11 protein-coding genes are annotated in these 12,203 nt (G+C 68.8%); 3 read left to right on the top strand and 8 right to left on the bottom strand.

What is annotated here, in order from left to right; translation table 11 throughout:
* Positions 1-64 precede the first annotated feature (64 nt).
* The 3 genes from ACOMD9_RS00310 to ACOMD9_RS00300 are packed head-to-tail and all read left to right on the top strand — an operon-like array spanning position 65 to position 2,478.
* A complete protein-coding gene (locus ACOMD9_RS00310; RefSeq protein ID WP_421411390.1) occupies positions 65-616 on the top strand; it encodes a TRAP transporter small permease in 552 nt (183 codons plus the stop codon).
* Between the two features lie 16 nt (positions 617-632).
* On the top strand, positions 633-1,934 hold the full coding sequence (locus ACOMD9_RS00305) for a TRAP transporter large permease (RefSeq protein ID WP_421411389.1): 1,302 nt from the start codon (positions 633-635) through the stop codon (positions 1,932-1,934).
* 25 nt (positions 1,935-1,959) lie between these two features.
* Positions 1,960-2,478 carry a winged helix DNA-binding protein gene (locus ACOMD9_RS00300; protein ID WP_421411387.1) on the top strand — a complete coding sequence of 173 codons (519 nt, stop codon included), beginning with the start codon at positions 1,960-1,962 and terminating at the stop codon, positions 2,476-2,478.
* A gap of 1 nt (position 2,479) precedes the next feature.
* Here the strand turns inward: ACOMD9_RS00300 and ACOMD9_RS00295 are convergent, their stop codons facing one another.
* The 8 genes from ACOMD9_RS00295 to osmF all read right to left on the bottom strand — a co-directional run bounded on the left by ACOMD9_RS00295 (position 2,480) and on the right by osmF (position 12,166).
* Positions 2,480-4,324: a protein kinase domain-containing protein gene (locus ACOMD9_RS00295; protein ID WP_421411385.1), complete on the bottom strand. Its 1,845-nt coding sequence runs from the start codon at positions 4,322-4,324 to the stop codon at positions 2,480-2,482.
* A gap of 6 nt (positions 4,325-4,330) precedes the next feature.
* Positions 4,331-5,947: a dihydrolipoyllysine-residue acetyltransferase gene (locus ACOMD9_RS00290; RefSeq protein WP_421411384.1), complete on the bottom strand. Its 1,617-nt coding sequence runs from the start codon at positions 5,945-5,947 to the stop codon at positions 4,331-4,333.
* Between the two features lie 45 nt (positions 5,948-5,992).
* Positions 5,993-6,970, bottom strand: a complete 978-nt coding sequence (locus tag ACOMD9_RS00285; RefSeq protein WP_421411382.1) for an alpha-ketoacid dehydrogenase subunit beta — start codon at positions 6,968-6,970, stop codon at positions 5,993-5,995.
* A 1-nt stretch (position 6,971) separates the two neighbouring features.
* On the bottom strand, positions 6,972-8,186 hold the full coding sequence (locus ACOMD9_RS00280; protein ID WP_421411381.1) for a thiamine pyrophosphate-dependent dehydrogenase E1 component subunit alpha: 1,215 nt from the start codon (positions 8,184-8,186) through the stop codon (positions 6,972-6,974).
* 189 nt (positions 8,187-8,375) lie between these two features.
* Positions 8,376-9,146, bottom strand: a complete 771-nt coding sequence (locus ACOMD9_RS00275; protein ID WP_421411379.1) for an ABC transporter permease — start codon at positions 9,144-9,146, stop codon at positions 8,376-8,378.
* Positions 9,139-10,083 (bottom strand): ABC transporter ATP-binding protein, encoded by a 945-nt coding sequence (locus tag ACOMD9_RS00270; RefSeq protein WP_421411377.1) that lies wholly within the window; start codon positions 10,081-10,083, stop codon positions 9,139-9,141. Before ACOMD9_RS00270 ends, ACOMD9_RS00275 begins: the two co-directional genes overlap by 8 nt.
* A complete protein-coding gene (locus tag ACOMD9_RS00265; RefSeq protein ID WP_421411375.1) occupies positions 10,080-11,246 on the bottom strand; it encodes an ABC transporter permease in 1,167 nt (388 codons plus the stop codon). Before ACOMD9_RS00265 ends, ACOMD9_RS00270 begins: the two co-directional genes overlap by 4 nt.
* Before the next feature lie 8 nt (positions 11,247-11,254).
* Positions 11,255-12,166 (bottom strand): glycine betaine ABC transporter substrate-binding protein OsmF, encoded by a 912-nt coding sequence (osmF, locus tag ACOMD9_RS00260; RefSeq protein WP_421411373.1) that lies wholly within the window; start codon positions 12,164-12,166, stop codon positions 11,255-11,257.
* Positions 12,167-12,203 lie beyond the last annotated feature (37 nt).

Raw genomic sequence — 12,203 nt, 5'->3', positions numbered from 1 at the left:
CGCACCCGACGTCCCCGGTGATCACTGCCGGGGACGTTCCGGCTCCCGCAAAGGTTGATACGCCATGCGTTACCGACTCCGCCCGCTCTACGACCTGGGCGGCTACCTGGCCGCCGCCTGCCTGTGCCTGATCTGCACCCTGATCACCGCCCAGATCCTGGGGCGCATCATCGACCGTGTCGCCACCCAGGTGGGGGGTGACCGCATCGGACTGGCGATCCCCGGGCTCGCCGAGATCTCCGGCTTCCTGCTGGTGGGCGCCAGCTTCCTGGGTCTGGCCTACACCTTCGTCAACGGCGGCCATATCCGCGTGACGCTGCTGATCGGCCGCCTGTCACCCGCTCCCCGCGCCTTCTTCGAGGTCTTCTGCCTGAGTATCGCCCTGGCCCTCTGCCTCTACCTGGCCTGGAACCTCTACTGGCTGCTGGAGGACAGCATTGCCTTCAACGAGACCTCCTACGGGCTGCTGCGCATCCCGCTATGGATCCCCCAGTCGGCGATGCTGGCCGGGGTGACCCTGTTCTGCCTGGCACTCATCGAGGCCTGGCTCACCACCCTGCGTACCGCCATGACCCGGCCATCCGCCTTCACCATCGACGACAGCGGCCACGAGTGAGCCCCGGAGACCGACCATGCTCCTGATGATGACGATCCTTTTCGTGGCCCTGCTGCTGCTGCTCGGCAGCGGCGTCTGGGTGGCCTTCTCGCTGCTCGGGCTGGGCTGGCTGGGACTCGCCCACTTCACCTCGATCCCCACCGGCGACGTCATGGCGTCGAACATCTGGGGCTCCAGCTACAGCTGGGAGCTCACCGCCCTGCCGATGTTCATCTGGATGGGCGAGATCCTGTTCCGCTCACGGCTGGCCGACGACATGTTCACCGGGCTCTCGCCCTGGATGCAGCGCATCCCCGGTCGCCTGCTGCACACCAACGTGGTGGGCTGCGGCCTGTTTGCCGCCGTCTCCGGCTCCTCGGCGGCCACCTGCGCCACCATGGGCAAGATGACCATCCCCGAGCTGACCCGCCGGGGCTACGACGAGCGCCTGGTGATCGGCACCCTCGCCGGCTCCGCCACCCTGGGGCTGCTGATCCCGCCCTCGATCATCCTGATCGTCTTCGCCGTGGCCACCGACCAGTCCATCGCCCGGCTGTTCATGGCCGGCGTCTTCCCGGGGCTGATGCTGATCTCGCTGTTCGCCATCTACCTGATGATCTGGGCCTGGCGCTATCCCGACCGGGTACCCGCCGCGGAGAGCCACCTGCCGCTCGCCGAGAAGATGCGCCGGGCGCGTCGATTGATTCCCATGCTGGCACTGATCGTCGGCGTGATCGGCTCCATCTATACCGGCCTGGCCTCGCCCACCGAGGCCGCCGCCGTGGGCGTGGTGCTCTCGCTGCTGCTGGCCCGCTTCCAGGGCAGCATGGATCGCCTGGTGTTCCGCGACGCCCTGCTCGGGGCGGTGCGCACCTCCTGCATGATCGCCTTCATCCTCGCCGGGGCCAGCTTCCTCACCGCCGCCATGGGCTTCACCGGCCTGCCCCGTGAACTCGCCGCCTGGATCGCCACCCTGGGGCTTTCGCCCTGGATGCTGCTGGCGGCGCTGACGCTGTTCTTCGTGCTGCTGGGCTGCTTCCTCGACGGTATCTCGGTGGTGGTGCTGACCACCTCGATCATGCTGCCCATGGTCGAGGCCGCCGGCATCGACCTGATCTGGTTCGGCATCTACCTGGTGATCGTGGTGGAGATGTCACAGATCACCCCGCCGGTGGGTTTCAATCTCTTCGTCCTCCAGGGCATGACCGGACGCAACATTCTCAGCATCGCCTGGGCGGCCATGCCGTTCTTCTTCCTGATGCTGCTGGGGGTGATCCTGATCACCCTGTTCCCCGAGATCGTCACCTACCTGCCAGAGGCCATGGGCAGTCGCCGATGATCGGTGGGCCCGGAAGGAGCACAGAATGACCCATCAGCAGAGCCCGCGCGGCCCCATCGTCTCCTCGGAGCACCTGTCGCGCAGCGCCCAGGAGCTCTCGGAACTCGAGTTCGGCCTGATCATTTCCGGCCACGCCTTCAACCGCTGGATGGTGCGCTGCATGACCGCCGCCGGCTTCCCGGAGCTGGGCTCCCTGGACGTGCTGGTACTGCACAGCGTCAATCATCGCGAGCGCGCCAAGCGCCAGGCGGACATCTGCCTGGTGCTCAACGTCGAGGACACCCACACGGTGACCTATGCGCTGAAGAAACTGGCGCGGCTCGGCCTGGTAGCCGGGGAGAAGCAGGGCAAGGAGACCTTCTTCCGCACCACCGAGCAGGGCCGCGAGGCGTGCGGCCGCTATGCCGAGATCCGCGAGGCCTGCCTGGTGGACTCGCTCTCTTCCATGGGGATCGAGCGCGAGGAGATGAGCCGCCTGGCCGGCATGCTGCGCGCCATGTCCGGGCTCTACGACCAGGCCGCCCGGGCCGCCGCCTCGCTCTGAGTCAGCCCCTCTCGCCCCTGGCATCGGCCAGTGCCGCCCGGGGGTCGCGGGGATAGAAGCGCTCGGGCTGATGCTCCACGTGGGCGAAGAAGCGGGTGTCCTTGTAGGGCATCTTCATGAAGCCGGAGACCCCCAGCCCCTCGATCAGCCCCACCGCCGCGAGGATCTCCTCCAGCCGGCGGCGGAACTCCTCCTCCCGGGAGGGATCGAGCAGCCGATAGTAGCTGTGGATCTTGAGGTGCTCGGGCAGCGCCTCGAAGATGATCATCCCGGTGTGGTGGATCTCGTTGAGCGCCTCCAGGGAGGCGATGATCGCCTCGGGAAGCACCAGGAACTCCTCGGGGTCGGGGCCGTCCTCGAAGTAGCTGTGCAGCCTGGTGCGATCCTCGAGCTCGGGCACCGCACTGACCTCGTAGGCCAGGCGCATGCCCGGCTCGATGACGAAGGGGCACTCCGGCCCCTCCCGGTCCAGATGCAGGGTGTCACGGGCGTTGAACAGGCAGCTCTTGAAGATCCCCTGGCGATAGATCGCCCGGGCCAGGTGCACCATGTTGTTCACGGCGGCGATGAAGGCGGGCTTGAGCGACGGGTCGTGCAGGTTGAGCGAGGTGTCGATGTAGACTCCGTCGACCTCCCAGCGCACCGCCAGGCCGCCCACCACGGGATAGCGCCCCAGCCGGCTCACCGCGGCGAGGAAGGCCTTCTCGGTCTCGCCCATGCCCTGCATGAAGTTCTTGTAGTAGCGGTCGAGCTGGACGTCGTTGACGTCATTGAGCGTCTCGCGCCCCCCCTCCTCGCGCAGGAACGCCTTGCGCGAGCTGTAGACCACGGTGTCGATCTCGCGGCTCGTCGGGCGAGCCCAGACCGGCACCAGTGCCGTCGCCGGCGGCTCGGGCAGGTCGAGCATCACCAGCCGCGCGAGCCTGGGCATCTCGCGGATGAAGTGGTCGCCGGCCCGCATGCGCACCCGGGGATCCGGATCGAGCATGCCGTCGAGCATGCGGGCGAACTCCATGGGCAGGCCCAGCGAGGTGGCGGGAATGGCGCGGTGCCCGAATCGGCATGACTGCGCCGAGGCCAGGGCGTAGAGGGTGCCGGCCGCCCCCTGCTCGTCGAAGCGGGGCGACGACAGGGCGCCGTTCAACTGCTCCTCGCCGATGAAGTAGACGTCGCCCAGGCGGGCATTGGTCTGCTGCAGGTTGTCGGACATCAGTTCCATGACGTTGGCGGCCACGAACTGCTGGCTGGCATCGAGCTGGGCGAACACCGAAGAGCCCCAGTCGATCAGGGCGATGTGCTCGGAGGCGGCATCGAACACCAGGTTGGAGGGCTTGATGTCGCCGTGCACCACCGGCCTGCCCGCCGGGCCCGACTCGCGCCGCAGCCCGCGCAGGATGTCCGCGAGCTGGTCCGCGATGCGCACCACCAGGCGCGGCGACAGCCGCCCCTCGTTCAGGGAGACCTCCTCGAGATTGAGCCCCGGGGCCCGCTGCATCACCAGGATCGACTGGTGACGCACGCGCTGGTAGGCGATCAGCTTGGGCACCCTGGGGTGGTCGACCTGCTCCAGCATGAACGCCTCCTCCTCGAGGCGATCCTGCAGGTGCTGGGGCAGGTTGACCCGCGTGAACTTGAAGACGTACTCGTCGCCCAGCGCCGTCACCCCGGCGAAGACGAAGCCGTAGGCCCCCTTGCCGATCAGCTCGATGTCCCGGTAGCCCAGCTGCTCGAGCTGGGCCTGGCACAGCGCCACCCACTCCTTGAGCTTGCGGGCGTCGTCGTGGCTGAGCAGGTAGATCGACTGCTCTTCCGGGATGTAGAACTGCTGCAGCGGAGCATGGGACATATCGCTTCATCCCAGATGCAGCAGCATCGTCTCCGGCGCTTCGAGGTAGCCCTTCCAGGCGTTGCAGAACCGCGCGATGGTGCCGCCGTCGATGATGCGGTGATCGCCCGCCCAGGTGACGGTCATGATCGCCCGGCTGACCACCTCGCCCCGGGCGTCGAAGCGCGGCAGCCACTGGCTCCTGCCGATGGCGACGATGGCCACCTCCGGGGCGTTGATGATCGGCGCGGCGTAGGTGCCGCCGAGCGCCCCGATGTTGGAGATGCTGATGGTGCCCCCCTTGAGGTCTTCCTGGGCCACCCGCCCCTCGCGGGCGTCCCCGGTCAGGCGCTGGATCTCGCTGGCCACCCCCAGCAGGCTACGCTGTTCGACCCCCTTGACGTTGGGCACGATCAGTCCCGAGCGGCTGTCCACCGCCATGCCGACGTTCACGGATGGCAGGTAGTGGATCTCGCTGACGTCGTCGTTCAACCGCGCATTGAGGAGCGGCTCCTCGCGCACCGCCAGCGCCATGGCCTTCATGAAGAAGGGCATCAGGGTGAGGCGCGTGCCGCGGGCCTCGGCGACGGGCTTCAACCGCTCGCGCAGCGCCAGCAGCTCGGTGACGTCGATCTCCTCGCCGTACTGGAAGTGGGGTATGGTCGTGGCCGCCTCGACCATGCGACGCGCCATCACCGCGCGCACGCCGCGCAGCGGCTCCACCCGGACATCGCCGCCGGGCGGTTCCTGGCGGCCGGCCGCACGGGTCACCGGGGGCTGTGCCGCCTCGGGACGGCCGGGCTCGGGAGCCCCCTCCTCCAGCACGCGCAGCACATCCTCCTTGAGGACACGACCGTCCTTGCCGGACCCCGGCACCGCCTCCAGCGCCAGGCCGTGCTCGCGCAGCAGCCGGCGCACGGCGGGACTGGCAGGGATGCGGCCATAGGGACCGCGCCCACCGGTGGCGACCGGGGCGGCCGCCGTGGGCGCGACACGCTCCGGCGGACGCTCGGGCGTCGCCGGTGGCCCGGCCTCGGCCTCCTCGGCCTGCGCCGGCACATAGGCGAACAGCGGCGCATGCACCCTGGCGATCTCGCCCCTGGGCACATGCAGCCGGCTGATCGTGCCCGCCTCGGGCGCGGTGATCTCCACCATGGCCTTGTCGGTCATGACATCGACCACCGGCTGGTCCTCCTCGATGGCGTCGCCCTCGGCCACGCGCCACTCGACCACCTCGCACTCGACGATCCCCTCGCCGACATCGGGCAGGATAAAGTCCTTCGAGGGCACGGCCGACGACGCGGCCTCGCGGGAGGTCGACGCCGCCGAGGGCGCCCTCGACTCGCCCCCCGCGGCATCGGCCCGGGCAGCCACGGGCTTCGCCGCCGGCGTCTCGGCAGGCGCTTGACCTTCGGCCTCGTAGGCGAACAGCGGCTCGTGCACCTTGGCGATCTCGCCCCTGGGCACGTAGAGCCGGGTCACGCGCCCCGCCTCGGGCGCGGTGATCTCCACCAGCGCCTTGTCGGTCATCACCTCGACCACCGGCTGGTCCTCCTCGATGACGTCGCCCTCGGCGACCCGCCACTCGACCACTTCGCATTCCACGATACCTTCGCCGATATCGGGCAGCATGAAGTCACTCATCTCGTCCTCTCCTGTCCTGGCTCTCGCCTGTCCGGATATCGGGTGTCAATAGGCCACGCTGGCCTTGATCGCCTCGAAGATCTTCAGGTGGTCCGGCATGTACTCCTTCTCCAGGGTCAGCGGGAAGGGCGTATCCAGGCCGGTCACCCGGGCAATGGGCGACTCCAGGTACAGGAAGCAGCGCTCCTGGACGGTAGCGGCGATCTCGCCGGCGAAGCCGCCGGTGAGCGGTGCCTCGTGGGTGATCACCAGGCGCCCGGTCTTGAGCACCGACTCGGCCACGGTGTCCTCGTCCCAGGGCAGGATCGCGCGCAGGTCGATCACCTCGCAGGAGATTCCCTCCTTCTCGGCGAGTTCGACGGCGCGGTCGATGACCTCCATCTGCGCTCCCCAGCCGAGCACGGTGACATCGGCGCCCTCCTTGGTCACCTCCGCCTCGCCGATGGGCAGCTGGTAGTCCTCCTCGGGCACCTCGCCGGTGGACGCGCGGTAGAGCCGCTTGGGCTCGAAGAACAGCACCGGGTCAGGGTCGCGGATCGCCGAGAGCAACAGGCCCTTGGCCTGGTAGGGGTTGCGCGGCACCACGATCTTGAGGCCCGGCGTGTGGGCGAAGTAGGCTTCGGGTGACTGGGAGTGGTAGTGTCCCCCCGAGATGCCGCCGCCGTAGGGGGCGCGGATGGTCAGGCCGCCGACGTTGAACAGGTCCCCGGAGCGGTAGCGGAACTTGGCGGTCTCGTTGACGATCTGGTCGAAGGCCGGAAAGATGTAGTCGGCGAACTGGATCTCGGCCACCGGTACCGAGCCCTGGGCGGCCAGCCCATTGGCAAAGCCGATGATGCCCTGCTCCACCAGCGGGGTATTGAAGCAGCGCGCCTTGCCGTACTTCTCCTGCAGATGACTGGTGGCGCGGAAGACGCCGCCGAAGAAACCCACGTCCTCGCCGAAGCAGATGACCTTCTCGTCCTCGGCCATGGCGATGTCCAGGGCGTTGTTGATCGCCTGCAGCATGTTCATCTTCGGCATCTCACTCCCCTCCCTTCACAGTGGCGTCATCACCGGCCACCACGTCGGGGTCGAGTGATCGAGCCCCCCTGGGATAGGCATCCGGGTACTTGCGTATATGGGTCTTGAGGCGGTCGAGCTGATGCTGCAGCGCCGGCGTGACATCCGCGTAGACATCGGTCACCAGGCTGTCCAGGGGCGGCGGCGGACGCTTCTCGGCACGCTTCATGATCTCCAGCACCTCCCGGCGCAGGCGCTCCTGCAGCGCCTTCTCCTCGTCGTCGCTCCACCAGCCGAGGTCGTTCAGCCAGCGCTGCATGCGCAGGATGGGATCCTTCTCCCGCCAGGCCTCCTCCTCCTTCCGGGAGCGGTAGCCCGAGGGGTCGTCCGACGAGGAGTGGGCCGCCAGGCGATAGGTCATGGCCTCGATCAGCACCGGCTGGTTGTGCTCGACGGCGATGCGGCGGGCTTCCCGGGTGGCCTGGTAGACCGCCAGGATGTCGTTGCCGTCGACACGGATCACGTGCATGCGGTAGCCGAAGGCCCGCGGTGCCACGCCATCGGCGGCGAACTGCTCGACGGCGGGGGTAGAGATGGCATAACCGTTGTTGCGGCAGAAGAAGATCACCGGGACCTTGTGCACCGCCGCCATGTTCAGGGCGGCGTGGAAGTCCCCTTCCGAGGCCGCCCCCTCGCCGAAGAACACCGTGGTGCAGTGGCCGTCGCCGGCCAGCTTCTGACCGTAGGCGTAGCCGGTGGCCTGGGGGATCTGGGTGGCAAGCGGCGAGGAGATGGTCATGTAGTGGAGCTTGCGCGACCCGTAGTGGATCGGCATCTGGCGCCCCTTGCCGTAGTCCAGCTCGTTGCCGAACAGCTGGTTCATGAACTCGTCGAAGGTGAAGCCACGGTAGGCCAGCGCACCCTGTTCGCGGTACTGGGCCATGATCATGTCGTCATCGTCCAGCGCCGCCGTGGCGCCGATCACCGCGGCCTCCTCCCCGGTGCACTGCATGTAGAAGCTCAGGCGCCCCTGACGCTGGGCGGCCATCATGCGCTCGTCGAGCACTCGGGTGAAGAGCATCGCCTGGTAGATGCGTCGCGCCTTGTCGCGATCGATCTCGGGCGCCTCGGCCCCGGCGTACAGGGTGCCGTCCTGCTGCAACAGGCGAAAGGTGGGGATCGTGAACTCGTCGCCGGCCAGGAAGTCCGGCGAATGGATGTCTTGTGTCGTTGTCATCGTCCTGGTCCTTGGGTGGTGGCAGGAGCGCTACTGCCCCTTTTGAGGGCAGTGTCGACTCTAATGTCGCCAGGCGCCAGAGGATTGCTCCGGCGCACCGCCAACGTCTGACAGTTGACGTTAACGTAAGATGCCATCAAACGCACCCATCTTGCCAGCCCCGAGGCGATATCCAAGCGAAAACACTGGCTACGACCCTTCTGACGACTCCCGTAGACGGCACAGCAGCTGCTCGAAGCCACTGTCGACGGTGAGCGCCAGGAGCCCGATCAGCAGCGCCCCCTGGACGATATAGGCGGTATTGCCGTTGACGATGCCGGAGATGATGGGATCGCCGAGGTTGCTCGCCCCCACGGTGGCGCCAAGCGCGGCGGTGGCGATGTTGACGGTCACGGAGGTGCGCACCCCGGCCAGCATCACCGGCGCGGCCAGCGGCAGCTCCACCTGGCGCAGCACCTGGCCTCGGCTCATCCCCATGCCACGCGCCGCCTCGTGTACCGAGGGGTCGATGCCCTGGAGCCCGGCCAGGCTGTTGCGCACGATGGGCAGCAGGCCATAGAGCACCAGGGCGACGATGATCGGCAGGGTGCCGAAGCCGAGCACCGGCACCGCCAGGGCGAGTACCGCCACCGGGGGGAAGGTCTGGCCCATGGAGGCGAACTGGGCCACCAGCGGCAGGAAGTCACGGCCGGCCGGCCGCGTGACCAGCACCGCCGCCCCCACGCCGGCCAGGATCGCCAGCAGCGAGGCCACGCCCACCACCAGCAGATGACGGCCGAGCAGCGTCAGGAAGTCGGTTCGCCGGTAGATCACCTCGCGTGCGTCGGGCTCGATCCAGCGGTACACCCCCTCCATCTCCGCCATGCCCAGGCTGGCCAGCAGCAACAGGGCGAGCCAGGCGGCAGGCCGCCACCAGCGTCGCACCCCGCTGGCACGCTCCCCGGGCGACACCTCACTCATGCTGCCGGCTCCCCACCAGGCGCCGCAACGAGAGCTCACCCACCGGCATGTCCTCGTCGTCGACCACCGTGAGTCGGTCGGCATGCTCACGGAACATCACCGCCAGCGCCTGACGCAGGGTCGCCCCCCGATGCACCCTCGCCCGGGAGATCAACCGCGGCGAGAGCGGCAGCATCCGATCCCCCACCCGGACCAGCGCTGCCTCCTTGAGGCCACGATCGTCGCCACCCAGCAGCGAGGCGACGAAGTCGTCGGCCGGTTCGCGCAGCAGCTCGAGCGGCGCCCCCTGCTGGACGATGCGGCCGGCGTCCATCACCACCAGCCGGTCGGCCAGGCGCAGCGCCTCGTCCATGTCATGGGTGACGAAGACGATGGTCTTGTGCAGCCGCGACTGCAGGTCGCGCAGCTCCTCCTGCAGCGTCTCCCGGGTGATGGGATCCAGCGCCCCGAAGGGCTCGTCCATCAGCAGGATCTCGGGATCGGCGGCCAGGGCGCGGGCGACACCGACGCGCTGGGCCTGGCCGCCGGAGAGCTGGTGGGGATACTTGCCGGCGAAGCTCTCCATGGGCAGCCCCAGCAGGGTCATCAGCTCCTCGACCCGCGCCTGGACCCTGGTTCGCGGCCACTTCAACAGCCGGGGCACCAGCCCGATGTTGCGGGCCACCGTCCAGTGCGGAAAGAGCCCGGTGCTCTGGATGACGTAGCCGATGCGTCGCCGCAGGGCCTGCTCGTCGAAGTTGCGCACCGGCTGACCATCGAGGTGGATCTCGCCCGCGCCGTGCTCGATGAGCCGGTTGATCATGCGCAGCGTCGTCGACTTGCCGCAGCCGGAGGTTCCCACCAGGGCACAGAGTTCACCCCGCTCGACGCGCAGCGAGATGCCATCCACGGCGATCTCGGTGCCGAAGCGCCGGGTCACGTCGAACAGCTCGATCATCGCCCCCCTCCCGGGTGCAGTCGTTCGGTCAGGGCGCCCAGCAGCGCATCCGCCACCAGTGCCATGACGAGGATCGGCAGGGCCCCCAGCAGCACCAGGTCCATGGCCGCCTGCCCCAGCCCCTGGAAGATGAAGCCGCCCAGCCCGCCGGCACCGATCAGGGCGGCGACCGCGGTGAGGCCGATGGCCTGCACCGTGGTGATACGAACCCCTTCCAGCATCACCGGCAGGGCCAGGGGCAGGCGTACCTGGAGGAACACCTGCCCGCGGCTCATGCCCATCCCCCGGGCCGACTCGACCACCCCGGGGTCCACGCCCTCCAGGGCCACGAAGGTGTTGCGCACCATGGGCAGCAGGCTGTAGCCCAACAGGGCGAGGAAGGCCGGCGCCCAGCCGATGCCGCGAACCCCCAGCGCCGCCAGCCAGTCGACGTTGGCCGACAGCCAGGCGAGTGGCGCCAGCAGCAGGCCGAACAGGGCCAGGCTGGGAATGGTCTGCAGGAAGTTGAGCACGCCGAAACCGGCCTTCTGTAGGCCGGCATGACGGCGCATCAGCAGTGCCAGGGAGACCCCGAGCAGCAGGCTGGCTGCCACGGCCGCGCCCACCAGGGCCAGGTGGTGCCACACCGCCGCGGCGAACTGATCACTGCGGCCGCGATACTCCCGCAGCAGGGCCAGGGGCTCCAGCCAGGTCACCAGGGCGAACCACCAGGCGGCCAGCACCGGCAGCAGCAGCCCCCAGCCCACCAGCCGCGGCAGGTCCAGCCGGGAGCGCAGCTCGACCAGCGCCAGCAGGAGCAGGAAGAGCAGCCCCCAGGAGGCAGCGCCGAGGCCCAGTCGCGCCTGGGGCAGGTCGGGATCGATGAGCCGCATGGCGGCGAGGCCCAGCCAGGCCGGCAGCAGCATCAGCAGCAGCACGACCAGGGCCAGGGCGAACCCCAGTCGCCCCGGCGTCGGACGCCAGGCCAGGGCCGTCACCGCCAGCAGGGGCAGACAGCCGGCCAGGGCCCCGGCCCAGCCGGTCACCTCATGGGCACGAAAGCCGGTGCCGGGCACGATGCGGTTGGGCGCCACGCTGACCACCTCGAGCCCCAGCCAGGCGGCCAGGGCAACCAGCATCAGCAGCGGCAATACCCGGTTGGGCCCCGGCGCCTCCCTGCGCATGCCGCGCCTCAAGCGTCCAGGTCGTCGAGGAAGTCCGCCGCCACCTGGCGGGGATCGAGGCCGTTGACCGCCACCTCGCCGTTGAGACGCTGCAGGGTCTCGAGGTCAAGAGCCTCGAAGAGCGGCGCCAGCAGCGACTCGATCTCCGGGTAGGCCTCCAGCACCTCCTCGCGCACCACCGGGGCGGGCTGGTAGACCGGCTGCACGCCCAGGGTGTCCTCGAGCACCACCAGGCCCAGGGCACCCAGGCCGCCGTCGGTGCCGTAGGTCATGGCCGCATTGACACCGCTGGTCTGCTGGGCGGCGGCACGCATGGTCGCCGCGGTGTTGCCCCCGGAGAGCACCAGCAGCTGATCCTCGGAGAGCTCGAAGCCGTAGGCCTGCTGGAAGGCGGGGAGCGCCTGCCGGGACTCGACGAACTCGGCGCTCGCCGCGAACTTGAATTCACCCCCCTCGGCGAGGTAGTCGGCCAGGTCCTCGAGGGTCGCCAGGCCATGCTCCCGGGCCAGCTCGCCGCGCACACTCATCGCCCAGGTATTGTTGGCGTTGGCCGGCGTCAGCCACACCAGGCCGTTGTCGGCATCGCGCTCGCGCACCGTCTCGAAGGCCCGCTCGGCATCGTGCCAGACGTCGCTGTCGGTCATGTCGAAGAAGAAGGCGCCGTTGCCGGTGTACTCGGGGTAGAGGTCGATCTCGCCGGCCAGCAGCGCCTCGCGCACGATGCTGGTGCCGCCCAGCTGCAGGCGATCCTCCACCTCGATGCCTCCGGCCTCGAGCCGCTGCAGAATCAGCTGGCCGAGCACCGAGCCCTCGGTGTCGATCTTCGAGGCGACCACCACGGGATCATCGGCCTGGGCCGAGGACAACGTCAGGAGGGCGCCGGCGGCCAGTGTCACGAGTCCGTTCAGGGTGCGGTTCATGCAAACCCCCCGTATGCTGGTGAATGTACCCAGAGTA

Source organism: Halomonas terrestris (assembly GCF_049166755.1).
Taxonomy (GTDB): domain Bacteria; phylum Pseudomonadota; class Gammaproteobacteria; order Pseudomonadales; family Halomonadaceae; genus Halomonas.
The sequence above is the reverse complement of the archived record's forward strand: the minus strand, read 5'-3'. Positions and strand labels throughout refer to the sequence as shown.